Source organism: Pseudonocardia sp. ICBG601 (assembly GCF_020496245.1).
On record NZ_JAHLJA010000148.1, the window covers coordinates 864,629 to 890,712 of the forward strand.

Consider the following 26,084-nt stretch of genomic DNA (forward strand, 5'->3'; position numbering starts at 1 on the left):
GGTCAGCCCTCGGTGAGGGACTTCTGGCGGACGTGCGCGTTGCGCTCCACCAGGTCGGGTCGCGACCGCAGCACCGCCACCACCGACCGCCAGTCGCTCCGGCCGCCCAGTGCCTCCACCAGGCCCTGCAGGGCGTGCAGGTCGTCGGCGGTGTCGAGGGTGACGCGCAGGTCGTCGGCCGCCGGGGCGACGACGAGCCCGAGGCAGCGGAACCGCTCCGGGTCGCCGTAGAGGCCCGACGTCACGTGGATCCGGTCGTGGCCGGTCGCGGTGCCGGCCAGCTCGCGCAGCGCGCCGGTGCGGGCCAGCTCGACGTCGAGGCCGCGGGGCAGGGTGCGCACCAGGGTGGTCGCGACGTAGTCGTGGCCGGGGGCGTCCCGCCAGGTCGCGGCGACCAGCGACACCAGCGCCGGGTCGAGCAGCGGGCAGTCCGCGGTCAGGCGCACCACGGCGTCGCAGGGGTGCTCGTCGACGGCCTGGACGAAGCGGGCCAGCACGTCGTCCTCGGAGCCGCGCACCACCGGGACGCCGATCGCCGCGGCGCGCTCGGCCACCGCGTCGTCGCCCGGGGCGGTCGAGGTCGCGACCACCACGCGGTCGACACCCTCGGCGGCGCGGGCGGCCGCGACCACCCGGTCGAGCACCGGTGTGCCGCCGAGGTCGGTGAGCACCTTGCCCGGGAGCCGCGTCGACCCCGTCCGCGCCTGGATGACCGCGTTGACCCGCACCCGTACCTGCTTCGATTCGTCCGATCGATCGCGTGCCATCATGCCGGGCGGAAGAAATTCCGCAGATCTGGAGGCGTGATGTCGGTACTCAAGGGCTCGTCGGTCCTGGTCACGGGCGGGACGGGGTCCTTCGGGAAGGCCTTCGTCCGCACCCTGCTCGACCGCTACGAGCCGCGCCGGCTGGTGATCCTGTCGCGCGACGAGCTCAAGCAGTACGAATGCCGGTCGCTGTTCGGCGACGACCCGCGGCTGCGCTGGTTCCTCGGTGACGTCCGGGACCAGCCGCGCCTGCGCCGCGCGATGCACGGCGTCGACTACGTCGTGCACGCCGCCGCGCTCAAGCAGGTGGACACCGCCGAGTACAACCCGTTCGAGTTCATCCGGACCAACGTCGAGGGCTCGCAGAACGTCGTCGAGGCCGCGATCGACGCCGGGGTGAAGAAGGTCGTCGCGCTGTCGACGGACAAGGCGTCGAGCCCGATCAACCTCTACGGCGCCACCAAGCTGTGCGCCGACCGGCTGTTCGTGAGCGCGAACCACTACGCCGCCGCCTACGAGACCCGGTTCGCCGTGGTCCGCTACGGCAACGTGCTCGGCAGCCGCGGCTCGGTGGTGCCGCTGTTCAAGGCTCTGGCCGCCGAGGGCCGGTCGCTGCCGATCACCGACAAGCGGATGACCCGGTTCTGGATCACCCTGCCGGACGCGGTGCAGTTCGTCATCGACTCCTTCGACGCGATGCAGGGCGGCGAGCTCTACGTGCCGCGGATCCCGTCGATGCGGATGACCGACCTCGCCGAGGCCATCGCCCCCGGCGCCGCGACCCACGAGATCGGGATCCGGCCGGGGGAGAAGCTGCACGAGGAGATGATCGCCGCCGACGACTCGCGGCGGACCCTCAAGCTGGCCGACCGCTACGTCGTCGAGCCCTACATCGCCGGCTGGGGCTACACCTCCCCGGCCGACGGCGAGCCGGTCCCGGACGGGCAGGCGTACCGGTCGGACACCAACGACCTGTGGCTCTCGCCCGAGCAGCTGCGCGCGATGGTCGAGGCGCTCGACTGATGCTCCCCTACGGCCGACAGTCGATCTCGTCGTCCGACGTCGAGGCGGTCACGGCGGTCCTCGGGACCGACTGGTTGACCACCGGCCCGGCCGTGACCCGGTTCGAGGACGACCTCGCCGCGGTCTGCGGGAACCCCGCGGTGGCCGTGACCAGCGGGACCGCGGCGCTGCACGTCGCCTACGCCGCGGCCGGGGTCGGCCCCGGCCAGGACGTCGTGGTCACCCCGCTGACGTTCGTGGCGACGGCGAGCGCCGCGGCGCTGCTCGGCGCGAACGTCGTGTTCGCCGATGTCAGCCCCGACACCGGCAACCTCGACCCGGACGCGGCGAAGGCCGCGCTCACCCCGGACACCACCGTCGTGGCCGGGGTCGACTACGCGGGCCACCCGATCGACGCGGAACCGCTCCGGTCGCTGGCCCACGAGGCCGGGGCCCTGCTGCTGGAGGACGCCGCGCACTCCGTGGGCGGCACCTGGCACGGCCGCCCGGTCGGTGACCTGGCCGATCTGACGACGCTGAGCTTCTTCCCGACCAAGAACCTCACCACCGCCGAGGGCGGCGCGGTCGTGTCCCCGCGGGCGGATCTCGTCGCGGGCGCCCGGTCGTTCCGCAACCACGGCCTCGTCCGCGACAAGGCCGAGCAGCGCTTCCCCGACGAGGGGCCGTGGCACCAGGAGGTGCACGCGTTCGGGCTGAACTACCGGCTGCCCGACCTGCTCGCCGCGCTCGGATCCTCCCAGCTCACGCGGCTGGCCGCGTTCACCGCGCGGCGCAGGGAGATCCACGCCCGCTACGACGCCGCGTTCGCCGACGTGCCCGAGGTCCGCACCCCGGTCCGCCGCGACGGCGCCGAGCCCGCCTGGCACCTCTACCCGCTGCGCGTGCTCGACGGCCGCCGCCGCGCGCTGTTCGAGTACCTGCGCGAGCGGGGCATCGGGGTGCAGGTCAACTACATCCCCGCCTACTGGCACCCGGTGTTCGCCGACCTCGGCTACCGCCGCGGCCTGTGCCCGAACGCCGAGGAGTACTACTCCCAGCAGCTCTCGCTGCCGCTGTTCCCCGATCTCACCGACACCGACGTGGACCGGGTCGCCGCCCTGGTCCGGGAGTTCTTCGGGCACTCCGCGTGAGGGAGACGTGAGCGTGGACGCCAGCCGGGAGGTACTCGGGCGCGGCTCGCTCTACACCCTGGGTAGCGTCGCCCCGATCCTCGCGAACGTCGTCGTCACGCCGTTCGTCACCCGGCTGCTGGGCGACGCCGAGTACGGCGTCGTCGCCGTCGGGCTGATCCTGGTGCAGGTCGGCGCGATGGTCGTCGGGTTCGGCCTGGCGTCGTCGATCACTCGGCACGGGATCCTGGAGAGCTCCGGCGCCGACGGCGCGCGGGCGCTGGTGCTGCAGGGCAGCGCGCTGTCCCTGGCGGTGGTCGTCGTCGCGGTACTGGCCGGGCCGTGGTGGAGCGTCCCGGTGCTGTCGGTGCCGTGGCGGGTCGGGCTCGTCTGCGCCGGGCTCGCCGCCGCCGGCTTCGTCGTGCTGCTCAACGCCCAGGCGTTCCTGCGGGTGCAGGACCGGCCGGTGCCGTTCGTGGTCATGTCCGGGGTGGCGACGCTCGGCGGCCCGCTCGCCGGGCTCGCCCTCGTCGCGTGGCGGGCCAGCGACGCCGACGACTACCTGTTCGGCCTGCTGCTCGGCTACCTCGCCGCCGCGGTGATCGGGCTGGTGCTGGCCCTGCGCGGTGGCCGTCCGCGCACCGCGCGGGGTGACTTCGGCCGGGCGCTTCGGATCGGGCTCCCCGCCGTCCCGCACCTGGTCGCGCTGCTGCTGGTGCAGAACGCGCTCGTGCTGATCGTGAACCGGTACTTCGGGGTCGCCGACGGCGGCCGCATGCAGATCGCGCTGCTGCTCGGCTCCGCCCCCGCCATGATCGTCTCGGCGCTGAACAACGCCTGGGCTCCGGTGATCTACCGGACGCCGCCCGAGGCCCGCGGCGCCGCCCTGGAGCGCACCGCCCGCGACGTCGGCGTCGTCACCGCCGCCCTGGCCGGTGGGGTCGCGCTGCTCGCGCCGTTCCTGCTGCGCATCCTCGCCCCGGCCTCGTTCGCCCCCGAACAGCTGGTGCCGGTCACCGCGGTCGCGACGCTCGGAGCCGTGGTCAGCGTCGTCTACCTGGCCAACGTGCACCTGGTCTTCGCGTCCGGGCGCAGCGGCGGGCTGGCCTTCGCGAGCCCGGTCAGCCTGGTGCTCGGGGTGGTCGCGGCGGTGCTGCTCGCCCGGACCGGGTCGCTGACCGCCGTTGCCGCCGGGTTCCCGCTGATCTACCTGGCCCTGGCGGCCGGGACGTCGCTGCTGCGCCGCCGGGTGTCGCCGACCCGCTGGCGGGAGGCGGTGCTGGCCGGGCCGCTGGCCGTCGGTGTCGTCGTGTGCGGGGCCGGCGTGCTGCTGCCGTCCGAGGGCGTGCTGTGGCTGTCGGTGCGGTTCGTGCTGGCCGCGCTGCTCGGGGTGGCGCTGCTGGTGCTGGTGCGCCGGATCTTCCGACCGTCATGACCGCCCTGGTCAGGCGTCGAGGGGCTCCTCGGTCGTGACCGGTGTGGGCAGACCGCGCGGCAGCGGCTTCGGCAGCGCGGCCAGCGGGTGGCGCAGCCACAGCAGCGGGTTCGAGCTGCCCGCCAACATCGCCTGGGTGCTGGCCTCGGAGCGCTTCGTCAGCCCGAGCACCATCGCGGCCTTCGCCAGCGGCGACGCCGCGTAGTACTGCAGGCCGGGCCCGACGCTCGGGGTGCGGCCCCAGCCGAGCGCGGCGCGCAGTGCGTCGGGGGCGAGCAGGTGCTCGGCGCCGAGCTCGCGGCGGGCGAGCGCGGTCGCGGCGGCGTCGGCCTCCGCGGCGCCCACCTCCGGGCGGGCCCCGTCGGTGGGGTCCACCGTGTGGAACTCCGGCCAGGTCGCGCGCAGCTCGTCCACCGCCGACGACGACTGGGCCCCGAACGTCAGCGGGTCCCCCCACACCGCGGCGGGGGTGCCGACGGCGGCCGCGTACAGCACGGCCGTCGACAGCCGGTTCGACGAGACCCGGCTCGCGTTCCCGACCAGGTGCATGATCCGCAGCAGGAAGTGCGGGTCGTCGCGCCGCCCGGCGGTGACCAGCGTGTGCCCGGCGTCGCGCCAGGCCGTGGTGATCTCCGGGTCGGTCATGTCCTCGTGGTGCAGGCACACCGTCGACGGGCCGTCGACCTTGGCGACCTGGCGGGCGAGATCGGCGTGCGCGCCGGTCACGCGGACGAGCCGGGTGCCGTGGAACGGGACGAAGACCGGCCCGAGCCGGTCGGACGGCGTCCAGCCCTGCGAGCGCAGCAGCGCCTCCAGGTAGAGCACCGGCGCCCCGACCGGGGTGGTCGCGCGGTCCTCGTCGGCGGGGGACCAGCCGCGGCAGCCGTGCGACCACACCAGCAGACGTCGCTGCCGGGGGTCGGTGCCGACCTTCGGGAAGTCCGCGAAGTGCGCGGCGACGGGCGAGACCGCGGTCCAGCCGTGCTGCAGCAGACCGGCGATGTGCCGGGGCCGGGACAGTCCGGCGTAGGCGGCGAGGACGGCCGAGTGGCCGTAGTAGTGGTTCTGGATGTCCATCGCCGTGCTCCGGGTCGTCGCTGGTGAGGCCGGGTGATCCTAGCCAGGGGGCGGCTCGCTACCGTCGGGTGCGTGCCCGTCGACGTGATGCTCCCCTTCTACGGCGACCCGGAGCTCCTGCGCCGCGCGGTCCGCAGCGTGCAGGAGCAGCGCCGCACCGACTGGCGGCTCACCGTCGTCGACGACGGCTACCCCGACGACTCGATCGGCCCCTGGTTCGCGGGCCTGGGCGACGACCGGATCCGGTACCGCCGCAACCCCGAGCGGCTCGGCGCGCAGCCGAACAACCGGTACTGCATCGAGGCGGTCGAGCTGCCGTACTTCGTGATGATGGGCGCCGACGACCTGATGGAGCCCGACTACCTCGACACCGTCCTCGCGCTGCACGAGCGCTGGCCGGACGCCGCGGTGGTGCAGCCGGGCGTCGCCGTGATGGACGCCGACGACCGTCCGGTCCGTCCGCTCGCCGACCGGGTCAAGGCGCTGCTGGCGCCGTCCGGGTCGGGCCCGCGCCCGGTCGGCGGCGAGGACCTGCTGGTGAGCCTGCTGCGGGGGAACTGGCTGTACAACCCGTCGCTGTGCTGGCGGACCGACGCGCTCAAGCGGGTCGCGATGCCGGAGTCCGCGGACGTGTTCGACCTGGCGCTGCCGGTCGCGGTGATCGCCGACGGCGGCACGATGGTCGTCGACGACCACGTCTGCTTCCGCTACCGGCGGCACCGCTCCAGCGACTCGGGGTCGGGCGCCGTCGCCGGGAACCGGTTCGCCGAGGAGCGCCGCTACTTCGCGGCGGAGGCGGACCGGATGGACGCCCGGGGGCTGCCCCGGGCCGCCCGCGCCGCCCGGGCGCACGTGTCGTCGCGGCTCAACGCCGCCGTCCAGCTGCCCGGGGCGGTGCTGCGCCGCGACGCCGCCGCGCTGCGCGCCCTGGCCGGGCACGCCCTCGGTCTCAGCTGAGCCCGAGGATCCGCTCCAGCCAGCGGGAGTAGCCGGGGTCGAGGCGGGCGTCGGTGACCGCGCGGCCCTCGGCGAGGCGCCGGTCCAGCGCCGCCCGGACCTGCGGGGCGACGTCCGGCTTCGCGAACACAAGCTGGAAGTACTCCGGGCGCATCTGCGCGACGCCGACGAGCTCGCGGCCCGCGAGGACCCGCGGCAGGTCGGTCCGCCACGACCCCGGCGGCGGCACCGGCGAGGAGCTGGTGACCACCACGACCTGCGGGTCGTCGGCCAGCAGCACATCGGTGGGGTTCGCGCCGTGCGCGATCCGCTCGTCGTTCAGGCCGATGTAGTCCGTGGTCCGCCAGCCGGAGAAGTACGGCATCGCGCCGGCGTCGGTCACTGCCAGGGTCCGCTCGCCGGCCGGGAGGTCGGTGTCGGCGAGCGCGAGACCGATCGCGATGTGGGAGCGGCGCAGGTCGTCGCCGTAGTTGACCAGGGTCCGGGCGTCCGGGGCGAGCACGCCCGCCGCCGCCGTCCACACGACCCCGACCGCGGCGGCACCGGCCGCGACCCGCCGCACCTCGACGGTGTCCAGCGCCCACGCCGCGGCCAGGCACAACATCGGGAACCCGTGCCAGGCGAACCGGGACAGGTAGTCCATGGCGGGAGCCGACAGCGCCGGGATGATCCACAGCGCGGTGCAGCTCGCCAGCACCAGCGCGGCCGGGGCGGCGGTGCGCGGCCGCAGCAGCGCGGCGACGGCGAGCGCCAGCAGCGGCAGCAGGGTGGCCGCCGTCGTCTGGATCCAGCGGCCGTCGGTGGCGGCCTCCACCCCGACCTTCACGTAGAACGTGTTCGGCAGCAGGTGACCGAAGTACGCCCAGCGTGCGGCCAGGTAGACACCGCCGGCCACCGCGGCCCCCGCGGTCGCGACCCACACCGACCGGTCGGTGCGCCGCACCCACAGGAGCACGGCCAGGGCGGGCAGCGCGCCGAGCACGCCGTCCGGGCGCAGCGTCCCCGCGAGCAGCAGCAGGGCCGGGATCTCCCAGCTCCGCACCGCCGCGTCCCGGTCGCGCAGCAACCGGGACGCGAGGACCGTCGCGCGTAGCACGACCAGCGCGAACGGCGCGGTCTCCAGGCCGGAGTCGACGTGCACCCAGGTCGGCAGGAACAGCACGAACGACCCGGCCGCGAGCACCGCGCCCGAGCGGGTCCGCGGCTCGGTGACGAGCACCCACACGATCGCCGCCGCACAGGCGGCCGCGGTCAGCTTCGACACCACCGGCAGCGGCACACCGAGCCACACCCACGGCGCGTGCCACACCATCCAGGTGAAGTTCGTGAACCCCTCCACCGGGTCCTGGCCGGGGTTCCAGGTCGGGCCGAAGCCGTGCGCGAGGTTCGCGCTGTAGCGGTAGGTGATGTAGGCGTCGTCGACGGTCACCGACCAGCACGCCCACACCCCGACCGCGAGCGCGGCGAGCGCGGCGGCGAGCAGCGCCGGCCGGTCGGTCGCCCACCGGCGGGTGCGCCTGACCGGGTCGCGACGGCGCCCCGTCGGCCACCCCTCGTCCGGGGGGTCCGCGGTGTCGCGGTCGTCGGTCGCGGTCGACATGTGCGCGATTCTCGCGCACCGATGAGTTCCGTCCCGCGCCGCGGTCGTACCGGGCATGAGCACACCCACCCGGCGCCCCACCACCCTGAACAACATCGGCGTCGTCATGTTCACCGTCGCCGACCAGGACGCCGCCCTGGACTTCTACACCCGCGTGCTCGGGTTCGAGGTCCGCGGCGACACCCGGTTCGGCGAGAACGACGAGTACCGGTGGCTCGAGGTCGCCCCGCCCGGCTCGACCGCGCGGCTGGCGCTCAACCCCCCGATGTTCGACGAGCCCGGCGGCAGCGCGATCGGCGTCGAGACCTCCGACCTGGCCGCCGAGCACGCCCGGCTGACCGAGCTCGGCGTCGCCGACCTGGAGCCGCTGCCCACCGACGACACCCCCGGCGTCCCGCGGCTGTTCATGCTGCGCGACCCGGACGGCAACGTGATCACCGTCGTCGAGGTCTGAGCCGTCAGGGCACCGGGGGGACGTCGGCCCGCACCAGCACCGCGTACGGGCCGACGTCACGCCGCTGCCAGGCCGGGTCGTCGAACAGCTGCGGCGCGAACACCGCCGGGTCGGCGCCCTGGCGGGGGTCGGGGAACCGGTCCTGCGCCAGCGGCAGCCGCAGGGTCCCGTCGGCGGCCCGCTCCAGCACGAACACCGAGGGCGCCCGCACCGGGCCGCGGTCCAGCGCGTCGAGCAGCCGGCCCGGGTCGGCCGCGGCCGCCCAGCGGCGGGCCTCGTCGGTGCGGGCGGGGTAGTCCGCGAGCGGGTTCGCGTACTGCGGCTGCGACGCCTGGAACGCGAAGTACGGCACGTAGCTGAGCAGGGTCGCGTTCGCGCTCGCGACGACGACCTCCCGCGGCGGGCGGCCGGTCAGGCCGTCGATCGTCGTGCGCAGGTCCCCGAGCCAGGCGTTCGCGTCCGCCGGGTCCCGCGAGCCGTCGGGCCGCGTCCCGTCGGGCCGGTAGTCCTGCGCCGTCCCGGTCCACGCGTAGTCCTGCGGCACCGACTGCACCTGCCCGACGACGACCGCCGCGGCCAGCACCGTCACCACGGCCGCGCAGGCCCCGGCGCGCACGCCCCGGTCGCGCAGGACGCCGGCCAGTGGGACGATCGCCCACACCGCCCCGCAGGCCAGCGCCGCGGTGAGGATCGGCTGGATGCGGAACGCGAGCAGCGTGCTCCCGAACGCCAGCGCCGCCGTCGACAGCAGGTACCAGGCGTAGCCGCAGGCCACGGTGACCCCGAGGCCGCGGGCGACCGGGTCCGTGCGGAACCGCGCCACGATCCACACCGTGCCCAGCAGGCACAGCGCCCCGGCCGGGGTCGCCTCCAGCATCGGCAGCGGCCAGCGCGACCCCGCCTCGGCGAGGAAGTGCTGGCCCGCGCTGTAGGTGGGCTGCCCGGCCGAGGCCAGCAGGTACGGCAGCCAGTGCACCAGGGTCAGCGGCAGCGCCGCGGCGACGACCACGCCGACGGTCACCGCGAGCGTCGCGGGCCGGGCCGTCCGCGTCACCAGGCCGTCGACGGCCAGCATCGTGAGCACGAACCCGGCGAACACCAGGATCTGGGTGTGGGTGACCGCGGCCAGCCCGAGGACGAGACCGGCGAGCAGGGCCGTCCGGACCCACGAGCCGCCGGTCCGGCGCACCAGCCGCAGCCCGAGCACCGCCAGCGGCGGGACGAGCGCCGCGGTCAGCCACGAGTACGGCGAGTACGCGGCCAGCGTCACGAACCCGGCGAGAGTGGTGGCCACGGCCGCCCCGACCGCCCGCGGGCGGGACGTCACCAGCGCCCACAGCGCGTAGGTCAGGACGGCGGTGACCGCCAGCGTCGCGATCGAGAACGGCTTGTGGAACGCCCAGGCGTCGACACCCAGCAGCGCCGCGGCCCGCCCACCGAGCCAGAACCACGCGGCCGGGTAGTACGGCGGCATGTCCGCGTAGGCGAAGTCCGCCAGCCGCGCCGAGTCCGCGAACCGGGTCAGGAACGCGACCCGGAACTGCTGGTCGCCGCCGACCCCGAACAGGTAGTGCGGGGTGTTCGCCAGGAACAGCGTGAGCGGCAGCGCGGGCAGCGCCGCCAGCCCCACCCACGCCAGCGGCGCGGCGACGAGCGGCGACCGGCTCCACGCGGCGGCGGCCAGCACCGCGGCGACGAGCGCGCCACCGGTCGCGGTGAGCGCCAGCCCGACGTTCGACCCGGCCGGGACCGTGATCCGGTCCGCGAGCAGCAGCCCCGCGGCGACGACCCCGACGGCGACGACCGGGCCGACGACCAGGTCGGCCGCGGCGAGTAGCCGTCGCGTCACGGTCAGGTCTGCTTCTTCACGGCGACGACGAGGAACGCCTTCGAGATCGCCCACAGCGGCGGGAACCGGCGCAGCGCCGCCACCCCCAGCGAGTACAGCCGCGACCCGCCGCCCTCGGCGAGGCTGACGTCGCCGGGCACGGTGAACCGGGCGTCGAGGTCGGGGCGCCGCGCGAGGAGCCGGCGCATCCGCAGGTAGCCGGGCGCGTAGCTGGCGTCGGTGTAGTCGCTGCCGCGCCCCGACCAGCGCAGGTAGCGGGTCGCCAGCGGCAGCGGCAGCCACGCCAGGAACGGCAGCGAGTAGTGCGCCTCGATCGGCCACCACCGGTTCGGCACCAGGATGTAGGCGACGCCGCCGGGCCGCAGGCAGGACGCGATCCGCTCCAGCGCGTCGGGCTGGTCGTCGAGGTGCTCCAGGACGTTGTCGAGCACGGCCACGTCGAAGGCGCCGGCGTCGTCGCCGTGGCCGAAGTCGCCGATGCCCTGGACACGGAACGTGAAGTTGTCCCGGCCGCCCTCGGCGGCCAGCCGGGTCGCCTCGGCGGCCAGCGCACCGTTCGGCTCGATGCCGACGACCTCCCGGCACAGGCCCGCGAGCTCGAGTGCGGTGTAGCCGTAGCCGCAGCCGAGATCGACCACCCGTGCGTCACGGAACGGCACGTCGAGGGCGGGTTCGGTGGTGATCGCGATCTGCTTCGCGAAGCCGGTCGCGAGCCTGCGGCGCTCGACCATCCGCAGGGAGCGTTCGTACTCGGGGAGTTCGGTCACGTGGGCTCCGTCGAGGGCGTCGGGGGGTCACCCACCGTACGGGGACGGGGCCACGGCGCCGGGACCGGGCGGGGCGAACGCCTGGGCATCCGGGGCGGCCGGCGCGCCCGGCGTGCAGGCCGTCAGCCGCCACAGCTCCTGGCCCCCGCCCGTCGCGACGAGCTGGAAGCCGGGCACCGGCGCGATGTCGTGCAGCCCCGGGTACCAGCGGGCGCCGCCGTGGTTCGGCCAGAACGTGATCGGCCCCGTCAGCAGCCAGTCGACGCCCAGGTCGGCGGCCGCGGTGCAGATCGCCGGGTCGGTCCCGACGTCGCGGAACCGGGTCGCCAGCAGCGTCTGCTCCGGGGTCCAGTTGCCGATGAGGTGCGGGAACAGCACCCGGCGGCCGGTCAGCGGGAACAGCAGGGAGTTGCCGGTGAACGGGTCCGCGGCCACGACGTCGTCGGGGCCGACGATCCGGCCGACCTCGTCGAGGAACTCGCGCTGCCCCGGTTCGAGGATCGCGTCCGACGGCCGCTGGTACGGCCCGGCCAGGACGTCGGCGTGCGTCGCCACCGACATCCCGCCGGTCGTGGCGACGACGACCGCGAGCAGCACCGCCGCGAGCGCGGGCGCGACCACCCGCCGACGGGCCAGGGCCGCGGTCGGCGGGATCCGCAGCAGCACGTGGCGCACGACCGACGCGACGGCGCACAGCCCGACCACGGCCAGCACGGCCCCGGTGACGGGCACCATCGCCGCCAGCCGGTAGGAGTCGTTGTACCAGGCACCGGTGAGGGCGGCGGAGGTCGTGCCGTCGTCGGCCGCGGCCAGCACGTACAGCGCGCCGGAGGCGACGTGCGCGGGCACCAGCCACGACGTCGCGACGTGCCGCAGCGCGGCCACCGCGCCGATCACGACCAGCACCGACAGCACGACGAGGTCGGGACGGCCGTTGGAGGAGTTGAACAGCACCTGCAGGATCGCCGTCGGCACGTCGGTGAACGCGGGCCAGTCGAAGCTGCGGACACCGGCGGTCAGCGGCGAGGCCGTCATGAACCACAGGACGGCGGCGACGATCCCGGCGACGCCGACCGTGGCCAGCACCGGCTGCCAGAACCGGCGGGTGAGCAGCCGTCGCCGGGCCAGCACGCCGATCCCCCACAGCACCGGGAACAGGCCGAGCACCGCGAGGCTGAACAGCGCGTTCGGGTGGGCGAGACCGAGCGCGGGCAGCGTCAGGACCAGGGTGGTCGCCGCGCCGGCCGCGCCGATGACGCTGCGCTCGGCCACCCCGACGACGGCCAGCAGCAACGTCAGGTACCCGGGCAGCAGCGCCACCCCGAGCAGGTTCGGCCACAGCACCCCGAACGACATGAGCGCCCACGGCAGGGCGGTGAACCCGGTGGCCAGCACCGGCGCGACCAGGGCGGCACCGGGCGACGGGCCCATGACCTGGCGGCTCAGCGCCGCCACGGACAGCGGGAACACCACGCCCGCCACGACCCAGGCCGTCAGGTTGGTGGCGACCGGGACCCCGCTGCCGGACAGCATCGCGACCAGCGACACGAGGTCGTGCCAGCCCGCCGGGTACAGCGCCACCGCCGACGACGGGTTCGTCAGAGAGCCCAGCGTCAGCGACGACGCGTCGCCGGACTGCAGGATGTGGGCGACGGCGTTGTAGTGGAAGACGCCGTCGTAGGTCGAGGACAGGGCGTCGACCGGGCCGAACCCCAGCACCACCGTCCACCACGCCAGCCCGGCGGCGACGACGACGCCGGCCGCGGCGGCCACCCCGGCCCGGCGGCCGTCGGTGCCCGCCCGCTGGGCGGAGGTCCGCCACACCTGGGGCATCGCGGTCGTCATCGGTTCGGGGCGCTTCGCGAACCGGCCCTTCGGGGTGCGGAGACGGGCCAGGGAGGCCCGGATCCGCCGGCCCGGGGTCCACGACCGCAGCGCCGTCCGCCAACCCCGGTGCAGCGCGCTGCCGGCCGGGCGGCGGGCGACGAAGGCCCGGAACAGCCCGCCGAACAGCGCGAGCACGACCGCGACGCCCAGCGGCACCCACGGTCCCCAGCGCACCCCCACGAGCTGTGCGAGCACGGCCGAGGACGAGACGATCGCGGTCGACACCAGCGGGGACAGGCCCCAGGCGGTGATCCCGCGGACCCCGCACGCCCGCAGCACGAGCAGACCGGGCCCGACCACCCAGAACACCGCGACGAGTGCGGTGGGCAGCGCGGACAGCCAGGTGGGTCCGGCCATCGAGGTCGCGGCTCCTCTCCCGGCGCCGAACCCGGAGCCGTCGACGACCCACCGGACCCGATTCCCCGGCGCTGGCCGGTCTCGGAGACTACCGGCGGTCGTACGGCCCCGCCGGTCCCGTGCCCGACCGGGTGATCAGGACCCGACGACCCGGCCGGCGTCGCAGGCGGTGATGCGCCACAACGCGTTGTCGCCGTCGCGGGCGAGCAGCTCGAACCCGTCGGCGTCGGCGAGGGCGTCGAGACCGGGCCACTGCGCGGCCAGCGGGTCCGGCTGCCAGAACGTCGGCGGGGCGGTGATCACGTACCCGGTCCCGGTCTCGGCGACCGCCGCGCACACCGCCGGGTCGTTCGACGCGTCGCGCAGCCGCTCGGCGATGATCCGCTGGTCCGGCGACCACACCCCGGTGAGGTGCGGGAACAGCACCTGTCGGTCGGTGAGCGGCCACAGCATCGCGGTGCCGGCCCACGGGTTCTGGGCCACCACCGCGTCCGAGGGCAGCAGGTCACCCGCCTCGCGCAGGAACCGGGCCTGCTCCGGGCCGACCAGCACCTCCTCCGGCGTCTGGTAGATCGCGGCGAGCGAGTCGATGTGCGAGCGCTGGTAGAGCCCGCCCGAGGTGACGACGACGGCGATCACCCCGATCGCGACGAGCACCGCGGCCCGGGGCCGGGGCAGCCCGGCGACGGCGGGCGCGGCCCGGGTGAGACGGTCGCGGACCAGGCAGGCGAGGGTGCGGGCCAGCGAGCACAGCGCCACCAGGCCGAGCGCGGCCAGCGGGGCCGCGGTCACCGGGACGAGCGCGGCGATCCGGGGCGAGTCGTTGTACCAGACACCGGTCCACACCGAGGACCACGTGGTGGCGCCGACGACGTAGAGCGTGCAGACCAGCAGGTGCGCCGGGACCAGCCAGGACGTCCGGGCCCGGCGCAGCGCCCACACCGCACCGGCCACCGTGAGCACCGCGATCGACCAGGCCGGGGCGTTGTCCTCGGGGTTGTGCAGCACCGCGTTCCACACGGCGTCGGTGACCGAGACCTCCGGCTCCCAGTAGTAGCCGCGGATCCCGTCGAGGGCGGGGGAGACGAACATGAACCAGCCGACACCGCCGAGCGCGGCGAGCACGACCGGTACCGCGACGACCGCGCGCACGGTGGGCCACACGCCGCCGCGCAGCCCGCGGCGCACCGCGCCCGCGAGGCCCCACAGGATCGGCGGCACCGCGACGACCACGGCGCCGAACAGCGCGTTCGGGTGCGCGAACCCCAGCGCGACGACGGCGGCCCCCGCCGGGAACCAGCGCGCCACCCGTCCCGGGGGGTACGGGCCCGGCCGGGCGGGCGACACCGGGTCCGGGCCGAGACCCGGCCGCGCGGCGAGCGCGACGGTGCCGCTGCCGGGCCGGGCTGCCGCCGCCACGCTGGCCAGCGCGGCCGGCACCAGCGAGACGCCCAGCAGGTTCGGCCACAGCGCGCCGTAGGTGACCAGCGTCCACGGGAACGCGACGAACCCGAGCGCGAGCACCGGCGCGGCCAGCGCGGCACCGGCCGAGCGCCCGACCAGGGTGCGGACCAGGAAGAGCACCGACAGCGGCCACACCAGCAGCGTGGTGACCAGCGCGACCACGTTCGACGCGACGACGATCCCGCCCGGCCCGGTGGCCAGCGGCGCCACCAGCGAGACGACGTCGTGCCAGGCCGCGGGGTAGAAGCCGGGGGAGTTGACCAGGCCGCCGACGGTGAGCGACGACGCGTCGTGCGTCCCGAGGATCCGGGCGACGGCGTTGTAGTGGAAGTTCGCGTCGAAGGTCTGGGACAGCGCGTCGGGCCGGTCCATCCCGCGCAGCACGGCCCGCAGGCCCAGCACCGCGGCGATCGTCAGCCCGCCGAGCGCGGCGAGCCCGGTCCAGCGCCGGTCGGGTCCGCCGCGGAGCAGCGTCCGGACCGACTCCCCGACGGCGGCCCGCACCACGGTGGGCCGCGGCAGCAGCGGGCGGCGCAGCACCAGCCGTCGCACACCCACCACGAGCAGCGCGAACGCGGCCGCCGCGGTGGCCGGTGCGGCCCCGCTCCAGGGCACACCGAGCATGCTCGCGCCGACGGCGGACCCGGCGATCACGCCGACCGACAGCATCGGGGCGGCGCCCCAGACGGCGATCCCGCGCAGGCCGGCGGCGAGGCCGACGACCAGTCCCGGGAGCGTGACCCAGGCAGCGGCCAGCACCACGAGGGGGACGGCGGACAGCCAGCTCACGCCATCTTCTCCTCGGGCCACGACGGTGCCGGATACGTCCGCTTCTCCGACCTGTCTGCGAGGGTACCGAAGCCGCCGGGTGCCCCGGATCACGCCTGCCCTACCCTCGATGGCCGTGAGCGACGACAGTGCCGACCTGAACGGTTACGACCTGAGCAGCTACGACCTGATCGTCGTCGGGTCCGGGTTCTTCGGACTCACCGTGGCCGAGCGCGTGGCCGACGGCCTCGGGAAGCGCGTCCTGGTCCTGGAGCGCCGGAACCACATCGGCGGCAACGCCTACTCCGAGGCCGAGCCGGAGACCGGGATCGAGATCCACCGGTACGGCGCGCACCTGTTCCACACCTCGAACGAGCGCGTGTGGGCCTACGTCAACCGGTTCACGAGCTTCACGAACTACCAGCACCGCGTGTTCGCCCGGGTCGGCGAGCAGGTCTACGCGTTCCCGATGAACCTCGCGCTCATCAACCAGTTCTTCGGGAAGGCCCACACCCCCGACGAGGCGCGCTCGCTGATCGCCGAGCAGTCCGCGGAGGTCGAGACCGGGCAGGCCGCGAACCTCGAGGAGAAGGCGATCTCGCTGGTCGGGCGCCCGCTCTACGAGGCCTTCGTCAAGGGTTACACCGCCAAGCAGTGGCAGACCGACCCCACCGAGCTGGACGCCTCGATCATCACCCGGCTCCCGGTCCGCTACACCTACGACAACCGCTACTTCAACGACACCCACGAGGGCCTGCCGACCGACGGCTACACCGCGTGGCTGGAGCGGATGGCGGACCACGACGACATCGACGTCGTCCTCGACACCGACTACTTCGCGGTGCGCGAGCAGCTGCCCGCCGACGTGCCGGTCGTCTACACCGGCCCGCTGGACCGCTACTTCGACCACGCCGAGGGCGAGCTGGGCTGGCGCACCCTGGACTTCGAGATGTCGGTCGAGCCGACCGGCGACTTCCAGGGCACCTCGGTGATCAACTACAACGACGCCGAGGTCCCCTTCACCCGGATCCTCGAGTTCCGCCACATGCACCCCGAGCGGGACTACCCGAAGGACCGGACGGTGATCGTGCGGGAGTACTCGCGCTTCGCCGAGTCCGGGGACGAGCCGTACTACCCGATCAACACCCCCGACGACCGGGCGAAGCTGGACCGCTACCGCGAGCTGGCCCGCAAGGAGACCGCGAACCGGGGCGTGCTGTTCGGCGGGCGGCTGGGGACCTACAAGTACCTCGACATGCACATGGCCATCGGGTCGGCGCTGACGATGTACGAGAACCGGCTCGTCCCGCACTTCACCGAGGGGCGCCCGCTGTCGGGCACCGAGGCCGAGGACTGATCACGCCCCGTCCATGATCACCGGTTGTGGAGCGCAGCGTCCGCGAGGCGGGCCGCCCGCTCCACAACCGGTGATCATGGGGCGGAACGCCCCGGCGTCCACCCCAGCTCCGCCGACACCGCGGCCGCGGCGGCCGCCGTCGCCCGGCCCGTCTCGTCGAACCGGCCGTCCAGCCGGGCGGTCGGCCCCGAGACGTTGAGCGCCGCGACGACCCGGCCGCGGAAGTCGCGCACCGCCGACGACACCCCCGACACCCCGGGCTCGAACTCGTCGCGCGACTCGGCCCAGCCGCGTTCGGCGGCCTCGTGGATCGCCCGCCACAGCTGCGGCACCGTCCGCACCGACGAGTCCGGGTAGTCCGGGACGAGGTCCTCGACGGCGCCGAAGCGCACGAACAGCTCGTCGGGCGTCGCGTCGGAGAGCAGCACCCGGCCCGCCGACGTGCACGGCAGCGGCGCGCGCCTGCCCTCCCAGCCGGTCGTGCGGAACGAGTGCCCGGACACCGTCCGCGCGGTCAGCAGCGCGTCGTCGCGGAGCACGCACAGGTGCACGGTCTCCTCGGTCTCGGCGGCCAGCCGGTGCAGCACCGGCTCGGCGACGGCCGTCAGCCGGCTGTCGGTGCCCCGCGCGGCCAGCGAGAACAGCCGCCACCCGAGCCGGTAGACGAGCGTGTCCTCGTCCCGCTCGACCAGACCGGCGTCGGCGAGGGTCCGCAGCGCGCGCGAGACCTGGCTCTTCTCCCGCCCGGTCAGCCGGGCGACGGCGGTGACGCCCAGCCCGTCGGTGCGCACGGCCTCGTCCGACGCGAGCGCCTCCAGCAGCCCGATGTCGCGGCCGAGACCGTAGCCGTTGCGCACCCCGGCCACGCTAGTCCCGGTTGCCCTGAGCGCAACCATGATCTCGATTCCCGTCCGGACCTGGCCGTGGCCGCGCGGACTTCCTTAGATTCTGCGCTCAACCGGCTCGGGGCGCACCGCCCCCGATCGCGCCCCGAGCCGGAACCAGCTCCCGACACGATCCCGGACCGATGAAGATCACCGACATCACGCTGGACCGGGTGCGGCTCCCGCTGGACCCGCCGCTGCGCGCCGCCTGGGACCCCGACCCCCGCACCGTGTTCGACGCGACGGTCGTCCGCGTCCACACCGACGACGGCGTCGTCGGCATCGGCTCCGGCGACACCATGGACGGCTTCGACGCCTACCGGCACCTGTTCGTCGGCACCGACCCGCTCGCGATCGCCCGGCACGTCCGCGCGATCGAGACCTGCGCGCTGCACGGCGGCCACTACTGGCCGCTGGAGGCGGCGCTGTGGGACCTCGCGGGCAAGGTCGCAGGCCTGCCCGTCGCGACCCTGTTCGGCGGCACCTACGACGCCGTGCCCGCCTATGCGTCGTTCTGCGTGCTGCGCCCGCCTGCCGAGCGCGCCGAGGTGGCGCACCGGGTCGCGGAGGAGGGCTTCCGCGCGGTCAAGATCCGGGTCGACCGGGACCGGGCCGACGAGGGCGTCGCCGCCGTCGCCGCGGTGCGGGAGGCCCTCGGCCCGGACTTCGCGATCATGGTGGACCTCAACCAGGCGTGGCGGATGGCCGGCGACGTCGCCCCCGCCACCGACCTCGCCGCGACCCGGCGCCTCGTCCGGCGGCTCGCCGACCTGGACGTGTTCTGGGTCGAGGAGCCCCTGCCCTACGCCGACGCCGACGGCATGCGCACCCTGCGTGCCGACAACCCGGGCCTGCGGATCGCGGCGGGGGAGATGCAGCGCTCGTTCGGCGAGCTGCTGCGCCTGCTCGACGGCGACGCGCTCGACGTCCACCAGCCCGACGTCGTCCTGGCCGCCGGGATGAGCCGGGTCCGCACGCTCGCCGAGCTCGCGCTGCTGCGCCACCGCGCCTTCACCCCGCACAGCTGGACTAACGGCATCGGCGTGCTCGCGAACCTGCACGTCTGTGCCGGCGTCGGCGGCGGACCGTACTTCGAGTTCCCCTACGACCCGCCGGACTGGACCCCGGCGCGTCGCGACTTCCCGCTGGCCGAACCCCTGACCGTCGGCGACGACGGCATGCTGGCGGTCCCGAGCGCCCCCGGCCTCGGGTTCACCCTCGACGAGGAGGCGATCGCACGGTGGCGGGTCCGGTGAACGGGTTCACGGTCGAGGCGACCTGCGCCCTGGAGTTCGGTCCCGGCGCGGTCGCCCGGGTCCCCGCGCTGGTCGACGGCCTCGGCGGGGCGGCGGCGTTCGTCGTCACCGACGCCGGGCTGCGCGCCACCGGCATCGTCGACCGGGTCGTCGGCGACCTCAGCGCGGCCGGGCTGTGGACCGAGGTGTTCGACGGCATCGGCCCCAACCCGTCGACGACGGCCGTCGAGCACGGCGCGACGGCGCTGCGCGCGTTCGGCTCCTGCGTCGTCGTCGCGATCGGCGGCGGCTCGGTCCTCGACGCGGCCAAGGGCATCGCGCTGCTCGCCACCCACCACGGCGCCCGCGCGACCGACGACCTGTGGTCCTCACCCGTCGCGGGGCTGCCGCTGATCGCGGTCCCCACCACCGCCGGGACGGGCGCGGAGACCAACGGGTTCGGCGTCGTCGAGGACACCTGCGCCAAGCGCAAGGTCTACCTGGGCCACGCCTCGGTCCGGCCGCGCGTCGCCGTCCTCGACCCCGAGCTCACCGTCGGCCTGCTGCCCGCGGCGACGGCCGCGACCGGCTTCGACGCGCTCGTCCACGGCGTCGAGTCGCTCGCCTCCCGCGGCGCGAACCCGATCTCCGAGGCCGCCGCGGCCCAGGCCGTCGCGCTGGTGGGCCGGTGGCTGCCGGTCGCCGTCGACGACGGCACCGACCTCGAGGCCCGCGCACAGCTGCTGCTCGGCGCGCACCTGGCGGGCCAGGCGCTGACCGTGTCCGGGCTCGGCCTGGTCCACGGCATCGCGCACGCGGTCACCGCGCACACGGGCACCCCGCACGGGGTCGCGCTCGCCTCGGTGAACGAGCAGGTCATGCGCTGGAGCGCCGACGCGGCGGCGGAGGCGTACGCCCGCGCCGGGGCCGCGCTGGGGACCGCCGACGCCGTCGCCGGGATCGCCGCGCTCGTCGAGGGCATCCGCGTCCGGCGCCCGCTGCACGAGCTCGGCGTGGACCGGGAGCTGCTGCCGGTGCTGGCGGCCGCGGCCGTCGTCGACCCGGTGACGGCCAACGCGCCGCGCACTCCCACCGAGGACGACGTGCGGGAGATCCTCGACGCCGCCTGGTAGCGGCTCAGAGCCGGGCGGCGACCGCGGCGACGAACGCGTCGAGGTCCGACAGGTCCGCGAGCCGGGCGACGACGATGTCGTCGTCGACGTCCACGTAGTCGTGCACGAGCACGTTGCGGAAGCCGACCGCCCGGGCGACCTGCTGTGCGACGTCGTCGTCGACGAAACCGTGCCGGCCGAGCAGCCGCACCGCGTCGGCGTTCGTCGCGGGTGGGCCCCACCCCTCGGACGAGCACACGTGCTGGGCGACGTCGACGCAGCCCTCGATCGCCGTCACGAACAGGTACTTGACCCCGCTGAGCCACAGCCGGTCGGCCCGCCGGTCGCGGTCCGCGGCCGACTCCGCCCGCAGGACGGCGAGGTCGTCGGTGACCGACCGGAGCAGCCGGGCCACCCGCGCCTCATCGACCATGCCCGCCCCGCACGGCGTCGAGGAACTCCCGGTGCGCGCGGGTGATCCGGGGCAGCTCGTCGGCGTAGATCTTGCGGGTGGTCGCGACCCAGCGCACCCGTGCGGGCGGGTCGTCGTCGAGGAGCAGCTCGCCGTCCATCGCCACCCGGCCGGCGAGCTCCAGGGGCGCGGAGTTCAGGACGAGCAGGTCCACGTCGTCGGGGAGGTCGACCTCGAACGACGCCGGGGCGGAGTCCCGCCACCAGGCCGCCACGTCGAGGTCGGAGGCCGCCCGCGGGCGGCCACCGGCCGCCCGGCTGCCGTGGACGAACGCGAACCGCGCCCCGGCGCCGCGCAGCACCGCTGCGACCTCCGCCCGCCGGGCCGGTTCGTCCATGTCGTCAGTCTGGCACGCGGCGCGGCGGAGAACCGGACGATCCACACCGCTTCCCCGCCGCGCCCGCCCGCCTCCCGGCTCCCGCACCGCGCGCGGCTACGCTCGCGCACGACTCCACCCGGACCCGGGCGGACCGGCAGCGCCGCCGCCCGGGACCCCCGCGCCCCCGCGACGACAGAGGCAGCTCCTGCGATGACCACGACGGACCAGCGAGGTCAGGTGTCCCCCACCACCCCGGCCACGACCAGCGGCGAGACGCTGCTGCAGCGGGTGGTCCTGCCCCGGCCCGCCGACCCCACCGCCGTCCGCGCGCTCTACCTCGACGAGCGCCCCGGCACCACGCTCGCCCCGGTCGAGCCGCTCGCCGACGAGGACGCGCGCCCGCTCTCGCTGACCGTGTCGACCATCGGCGGCCGCCGCACCCGCATCCTGGACCGCACCAGCGCCACCGTCCCCGCGGCCACCGAGGTCTCCTTCGGCGCCTACTTCAACGCCTTCGCCGCCGGCTACTGGCGGGCCTGGTCCACGCTCACCAGCATCGAGCTGCGCCTGGACCTGGAGGGCTCGGGCCGCGTCGACGTCTACCGCACCAAGGCCGACGGGTCGCAGATCGTCGTCGCCGGTGAGGTCGTCGAGGGCCGCCGCCGGGTCACCCTGGAACTGGACCTGCGCCCCTTCGAGGACGGCGGCTGGTACTGGTTCGACCTGTCCACCGACGACGCCGACCTGACCCTGCACGGCGGCGGCTGGCACGCCCCGCACGACGCGCCCGGCCGCGCGGCCGTCGTCGTCGGGATGCCGACGTTCAACCGGCCCGCCGACTGCGTCGCCACCCTCACCGCGCTCGGCTCCGACCCGCAGGTGCTCGAGGCGATCACCGCGGTGATCCTCCCCGACCAGGGCACGCGCAAGGTCCGCGACGAGGCCGGCTACGAGCAGGCCGCGGCCGCGCTCGGGGACCGGCTGCGGATCATCGACCAGCCCAACCTGGGCGGCTCCGGCGGCTACGCCCGGATCATGTACGAGGTCCTGCACGGCACCGGCCCGCACGCGGGCGGGATCGACTGCGAGCAGGTCCTCTACATGGACGACGACATCCTGCTTGAGCCCGAGTCGGTGCTCCGCGCGATCGCGTTCAGCCGGTTCTCCCGCGAGCCGATGCTCGTCGGCGGGCAGATGCTGTCGCTGCAGGCGCGCTCGCAGCTGTCCACCATGGGCGAGGTCGTCGACCGCAACCAGTTCCTGTGGCGCCCCGCCCCGGACACCGAGGCCCATCACGACCTCGCCGCCCGCACCCTGCGCCAGACCCGCTGGCTGCACCGCCGCGTCGACGTCGACTACAACGCCTGGTGGATGTGCCTCATCCCGCGCCGCGCCGCGGAGCAGCTCGGGCTGCCGCTGCCGCTGTTCATCAAGTGGGACGACGCCGAGTACGGCCTGCGTGCCCGCGCCGCCGGGTTCCGCACGGCGACCGTCCCGGGCGTCGCGATCTGGCACATGTCCTTCATCGAGAAGGACGACTCCTCGGACTGGCAGGCCTACTTCCACTACCGCAACCGGCTCGTCGCCGCGGCCCTGCACGGCCCCGACGACCCGCGCGCGATGCTGAAGGAGACCTTCAAGCGCACCCTGCGCCACCTGATGCTCATGGAGTACTCGGCGGTCGCGCTGCAGATCAAGGGCTTCACCGACTTCCTGGCGGGCCCCGAGGCGTTGTTCCCGAAGCTGCCCGTGGTGCTCGACGAGATCCGGGCCCTGCGGGCGCAGTACGACGACGGCCGCCCGCTCGACTCCGCGACCGAGGTGCCGCTCGCCGACCTCGACGCGCTGGGCGCCCAGCTGTTCCCGAAGCCCCCGGTGGGCCGGGCGAAGGCCGCGGTCGGACTCGCCCGCGGGGTGCTGCGCAACCTGCGCACCCCGGACCCGGCGCTGCGCGAGCGCCCGCAGCGCAACGTGCCGTGGAAGAACGCCCAGTGGTTCGTCCTGGCCGGCCTGGACTCCGCGACGGTGTCCACCCCGGACGGCCGCGGGGTGACCTTCCGCCGTCGTGACCCGGCGATGTTCAAGGAGATGGTCGCGGAGTCGTTCCGGCTGCACCGCGCCGTCGCCGCGGACTGGGACGGCCTGCGTGCCCGCTACCGGGCGGCGGCGCCCGTGCTGACCGGCAAGGACGGTTGGAAGCAGATCTTCGAGTGAGTCCCGCCCGCCGGGGGCCGCTGCTGCTCCTGCTCGGCGTCGTCACCTGCCTGCTCGGCCTGGCCGCCGCGCTCGCCCCCGTCGACGTCGAGGACCCGGTCGTGACCTGGCCCCGGGCGGGACAGGCACCGGCGAGCACGGTGCTGCCGCTCTCGCCGTACCGGCCGCTGGAGTTCTCCGCGACCGTCCCGTGCGCCGCGGCGGCCGCCCTGGGCGAGGGCGACGTGCTCCGGACGATGCCCGCCGCCGAGGAGAACCCGGTGACCGCACCGGGCTTCGTCGCGAGCGTGGCCGGCGGGACGCTCACGCTGCGCACCGGCGACCGGGTGCTCGCCACCGCGCCCGCCGGGTCGGGCTGCGTGTTCGAGGTGACCTCCGCGGACGGGGGCACCGTCGTCGCCCGCGACGGCGCGATCCTCGCCGAGCGCCTCGACATCGCACCGCCGCAGGTCGCCGAGCTCGCCACCGACGTCACCGGGCCCGCCGCGGCCGGGCTCGCGGTCACCCTGCACACCGACGCGCGCTACGCGTCGTCGCCGTCGCCGCTGAAGGTCGCGCTGCTCCTCACGCACCTGCTCGCGCTGGCCGCCACCCTCGCCGTCGCCGTACGGACCTGGACCGGCACCCGCCGGGTGTTCGACGCGCCCGTCCGCCCCGGCCCGGCCGACCTCGTGGTGCTGGTCGTGAGCTGCGCCTGGGCGGTGCTCGGTCCGCTCAACATCGACGACTCCTGGTACGCGCTGATGGCCCGCCAGGGCGCGCGGACCGGGACCATCGGCAACGCGATCTACCAGCTCGACGTCACCGAGGCACCGTTCACGACCAGCCAGTACCTGCTGCAGTGGTGGGGGAGCCTCGTCGGTTGGGGCCTCGGGCCGCTGCGTGTGGTGCCGGTCGTGCTGGGCCTGCTGACCTGGGTGCTGCTGCGGTACGCCCTCGCCGCGCTCGCGGGCCGGGCCGGCGTCCGGCCCGGGGTGGTCGCCGCGCTCGCCGTCGCGCACCTGGCCTGGTTCCTGCCCTACGGCATCGCGCTGCGCCCCGAGCCCGCCGGGACCGCGGCCGCCGCCGGGGTGCTGCTGCTCGTCGCCGCCGCCCGCCGCACCGGGGCGGTCGGGCTGCTCGCGCCGGCCGTCGTCGTCGCGGTGGTGGGGGTGACGACCGCGCCGACCGCGCTGGTCGCCGCGATGCCGCTGCTGCTCGCGCTGCCGCTGGTGTGGTGGCACCTCGCGCACGCGCCGTGGGCCACCCGGCTCGCGACGGCCGCCGTCGCGTTCGCCGCCGCGAGCGCGGCCGTGCCGCTCGGGCTGGCCGACCAGACCCTCGCCGACGTACGGGAGTCCTTCGCCGTGCACCGCTGGTACTACTTCCAGTACCAGTGGTGGCAGGAGTACGTCCACTACGCCAACCTCCTCGGCCCCGACGACCAGGGCACCTGGGGACGACGCCTGCCGGTCCTGCTGACCGTCGCCGTCGTCGCGCTGGGCGCGGTGCGGCTCGCGACGCGCCGCGGCACCGGCGGCCCACTCGGCTCGGCGCTCGGGTTCGCGCTCGCCGCGACCGCGCTCGGCCTCGTCGCCGTCGCCGTCAGCCCGACGAAGTGGGTCAACCACTTCGGCGCCGTCGCCGCCCCCGCGACGCTGCTGCTCGGCATCGCGCTCGCCCGCGGCCCGCTGCCGCGCCGCGCCCCGGCCCGGCTCGTCGCGGTGGGGACGGCCGTGCTCGGCGTCGTCGCCGCGGTGATCTACGCCGGCCCGAACCTGTGGCGCCCGTTCTCCGACTGGGGCCAGCCGTTCGGGAACCACTCGGTCGTCGACGCCCCGATCCACCAGCAGGTCCTCGCACCGCACCTCGGACCGCTGTACCTGCGCAGCCCGCTGCTGTGGCTGCTCGTGGTCGCCGCCGCGCTGTGGTGGGCCCGGCGGCGGGGGAGCACGCCCCGGCCGGACCGGGCGGTGCTGCGCGTCGCCACGGCGGGCGGCGTCGCGCTGATGCTCGCGGTGTTCGTCGTCGCCCCGGTACACCAGGCCCCCGGCGCGTCGGTGGCCTCGATGAACCTCGCCATGCTGACCGGCGACGGCTGCGGGCTGGCCGACGCGCTGACCGTCACCGTCCCCGGTGACGCGACGCCCGCGCTCCCCAGCGACCCGCCCCGCCTCACCGGGGTGATGCGGGACGGCCCGCCGCCCGACCGCCCGTCGATCCCCGGCCCCGTCTGGCACACCGAGGACGCCGGCACCGGCACCCTCGACGCCGGCTGGTTCCCCGTCCCGGCCGGGACCACCCGGCTGCTCCTGCCGCTGACCGGGGACCTGCGGAGCGACCAGACCGTCCGGGTCTACACCGGCGCGGGCACCGTCACGGTCGACCTGCCGGGGGAGCGGACCGGCGACTGGCGGGACGTGGTGGTCACCCTGCCCGCGCCCGCCGACCGGGTCCGGCTCGTCGTCGACGACCGGACCGACGGCCCCGACACCTGGCTCGCCGTCGGCGCCCCGCAGCCCGCCCGCGACCTGCCCGCCCGCACGGTGCTCGGCGACGCCCCGGTGTTCGCCGACCAGGCCTCGGCGGTGCTGTGGCCCTGCCAGGACCAGATCGCGGTGCGCCACGGCATCGCGCAGGCCCCGCAGTGGCGGCTGCGCACCGGCGACGACCTGGAGGGCGCGACCGAGGCCACCGCGTTCTTCCCGGCGAACGGCGGGACGCTCGCCGGGATCGGCCGCACCGCGACCTTCGACGAGCTGCCCTCGCGGCTCGACCCGCCCGGCGGGCGCGCGATGTTCGCGCCCGCGCACGTCGAGCGGGTGCGCTACGAGCACCCGACCGACGGCTGGGACCTCACCGTCGGCACGCAGCGACGGTGGGGCTGGGAGCGGCTGCCGACCCTGGCCGACAAGGACTACACCGGACGGGACTTCCTGGGCTGAGACCGGTCACCGACCGATTACTTGGACACTCCGACTACTGGATGATCCATGTA

At 75.2% G+C, this 26,084-nt stretch carries 20 protein-coding genes; 10 read left to right on the top strand and 10 right to left on the bottom strand.

The features are described 5' to 3' along the window. Positions 1–2: 2 nt before the first annotated feature. Positions 3–728: a cytidylyltransferase domain-containing protein gene (locus tag KPL57_RS33300; protein WP_226354562.1), complete on the bottom strand. Its 726-nt coding sequence runs from the start codon at positions 726–728 to the stop codon at positions 3–5. A 78-nt stretch (positions 729–806) separates the two neighbouring features. Here KPL57_RS33300 and pseB point away from each other — a divergent pair, with 78 nt between their 5' ends. Genes pseB through KPL57_RS33315 form a run of 3 tightly spaced genes read left to right on the top strand, consistent with a single transcriptional unit; the run spans position 807 to position 4,334 of the window. Beyond that, on the top strand, positions 807–1,790 hold the full coding sequence (gene pseB, locus KPL57_RS33305) for a UDP-N-acetylglucosamine 4,6-dehydratase (inverting) (protein ID WP_226354563.1): 984 nt from the start codon (positions 807–809) through the stop codon (positions 1,788–1,790). Further along, complete coding sequence (locus tag KPL57_RS33310) at positions 1,790–2,920, top strand: DegT/DnrJ/EryC1/StrS aminotransferase family protein (RefSeq protein ID WP_226354564.1); 1,131 nt, start codon at positions 1,790–1,792, stop codon at positions 2,918–2,920. Before pseB ends, KPL57_RS33310 begins: the two co-directional genes overlap by 1 nt. Before the next feature lie 13 nt (positions 2,921–2,933). Further along, complete coding sequence (locus KPL57_RS33315; RefSeq protein ID WP_226354565.1) at positions 2,934–4,334, top strand: lipopolysaccharide biosynthesis protein; 1,401 nt, start codon at positions 2,934–2,936, stop codon at positions 4,332–4,334. A gap of 9 nt (positions 4,335–4,343) precedes the next feature. Here the strand turns inward: KPL57_RS33315 and KPL57_RS33320 are convergent, their stop codons facing one another. Further along, on the bottom strand, positions 4,344–5,411 hold the full coding sequence (locus tag KPL57_RS33320) for a hypothetical protein (RefSeq protein ID WP_226354566.1): 1,068 nt from the start codon (positions 5,409–5,411) through the stop codon (positions 4,344–4,346). A gap of 72 nt (positions 5,412–5,483) precedes the next feature. Between KPL57_RS33320 and KPL57_RS33325 the strand changes: the two genes are divergently transcribed. Next, positions 5,484–6,368: a glycosyltransferase family 2 protein gene (locus KPL57_RS33325; RefSeq protein WP_226354567.1), complete on the top strand. Its 885-nt coding sequence runs from the start codon at positions 5,484–5,486 to the stop codon at positions 6,366–6,368. Here KPL57_RS33325 and KPL57_RS33330 read toward each other — a convergent pair. Beyond that, positions 6,361–7,968, bottom strand: a complete 1,608-nt coding sequence (locus tag KPL57_RS33330) for a hypothetical protein (RefSeq protein WP_226354568.1) — start codon at positions 7,966–7,968, stop codon at positions 6,361–6,363. The two genes, KPL57_RS33325 and KPL57_RS33330, sit on opposite strands and share 8 nt — an antisense overlap. A 55-nt stretch (positions 7,969–8,023) precedes the next feature. On the opposite strand from KPL57_RS33330, the gene KPL57_RS33335 reads away from it, so the two are divergent. Further along, positions 8,024–8,422 (top strand): VOC family protein, encoded by a 399-nt coding sequence (locus KPL57_RS33335; RefSeq protein ID WP_226354569.1) that lies wholly within the window; start codon positions 8,024–8,026, stop codon positions 8,420–8,422. Positions 8,423–8,426: 4 nt separating this feature from the next. On the opposite strand, the gene KPL57_RS33340 is transcribed toward KPL57_RS33335, so the two are convergent. The 4 genes from KPL57_RS33340 to KPL57_RS33355 form a co-directional block, all read right to left on the bottom strand. Continuing rightward, entirely contained in the window at positions 8,427–10,271 is a 1,845-nt protein-coding gene (locus tag KPL57_RS33340) for an arabinofuranosyltransferase (protein WP_226354570.1), read from the bottom strand. A 2-nt stretch (positions 10,272–10,273) separates the two neighbouring features. Then, entirely contained in the window at positions 10,274–11,038 is a 765-nt protein-coding gene (locus tag KPL57_RS33345) for a bifunctional 2-polyprenyl-6-hydroxyphenol methylase/3-demethylubiquinol 3-O-methyltransferase UbiG (RefSeq protein ID WP_226354571.1), read from the bottom strand. Positions 11,039–11,065: 27 nt separating this feature from the next. Then, the gene (locus tag KPL57_RS33350) at positions 11,066–13,282 is read right to left on the bottom strand and encodes a DUF6541 family protein (RefSeq protein ID WP_226354572.1); all 2,217 of its coding nucleotides are present in this window, start codon (positions 13,280–13,282) and stop codon (positions 11,066–11,068) included. Positions 13,283–13,417: 135 nt separating this feature from the next. Further along, complete coding sequence (locus KPL57_RS33355; RefSeq protein ID WP_226354573.1) at positions 13,418–15,535, bottom strand: DUF6541 family protein; 2,118 nt, start codon at positions 15,533–15,535, stop codon at positions 13,418–13,420. A gap of 115 nt (positions 15,536–15,650) precedes the next feature. Between KPL57_RS33355 and glf the strand changes: the two genes are divergently transcribed. After that, positions 15,651–16,871 (top strand): UDP-galactopyranose mutase, encoded by a 1,221-nt coding sequence (gene glf, locus KPL57_RS33360; protein ID WP_374203823.1) that lies wholly within the window; start codon positions 15,651–15,653, stop codon positions 16,869–16,871. Positions 16,872–16,945: 74 nt separating this feature from the next. On the opposite strand, the gene KPL57_RS33365 is transcribed toward glf, so the two are convergent. Beyond that, a complete protein-coding gene (locus KPL57_RS33365) occupies positions 16,946–17,728 on the bottom strand; it encodes an IclR family transcriptional regulator (protein WP_226354575.1) in 783 nt (260 codons plus the stop codon). Positions 17,729–17,898: 170 nt separating this feature from the next. Here KPL57_RS33365 and KPL57_RS33370 point away from each other — a divergent pair, with 170 nt between their 5' ends. Continuing rightward, entirely contained in the window at positions 17,899–19,011 is a 1,113-nt protein-coding gene (locus KPL57_RS33370) for a mandelate racemase/muconate lactonizing enzyme family protein (protein ID WP_226354576.1), read from the top strand. Beyond that, positions 18,996–20,123, top strand: coding sequence for an iron-containing alcohol dehydrogenase family protein (locus tag KPL57_RS33375; RefSeq protein ID WP_226354577.1), 1,128 nt, complete (start codon positions 18,996–18,998; stop codon positions 20,121–20,123). The genes KPL57_RS33370 and KPL57_RS33375 overlap by 16 nt, the downstream gene beginning before the upstream one ends. Before the next feature lie 4 nt (positions 20,124–20,127). Here KPL57_RS33375 and KPL57_RS33380 read toward each other — a convergent pair whose 3' ends face one another. Both KPL57_RS33380 and KPL57_RS33385 read right to left on the bottom strand, forming a co-directional pair. Beyond that, positions 20,128–20,517, bottom strand: a complete 390-nt coding sequence (locus KPL57_RS33380) for a HepT-like ribonuclease domain-containing protein (protein ID WP_226354578.1) — start codon at positions 20,515–20,517, stop codon at positions 20,128–20,130. A gap of 7 nt (positions 20,518–20,524) precedes the next feature. Continuing rightward, the gene (locus KPL57_RS33385) at positions 20,525–20,911 is read right to left on the bottom strand and encodes a nucleotidyltransferase domain-containing protein (RefSeq protein WP_226354579.1); all 387 of its coding nucleotides are present in this window, start codon (positions 20,909–20,911) and stop codon (positions 20,525–20,527) included. A 192-nt stretch (positions 20,912–21,103) separates the two neighbouring features. On the opposite strand from KPL57_RS33385, the gene KPL57_RS33390 reads away from it, so the two are divergent. After that, positions 21,104–23,107: a glycosyltransferase gene (locus KPL57_RS33390; protein WP_062399243.1), complete on the top strand. Its 2,004-nt coding sequence runs from the start codon at positions 21,104–21,106 to the stop codon at positions 23,105–23,107. Then, entirely contained in the window at positions 23,104–26,031 is a 2,928-nt protein-coding gene (locus tag KPL57_RS33395; protein ID WP_226354580.1) for an arabinosyltransferase domain-containing protein, read from the top strand. The genes KPL57_RS33390 and KPL57_RS33395 overlap by 4 nt, the downstream gene beginning before the upstream one ends. Positions 26,032–26,084 lie beyond the last annotated feature (53 nt).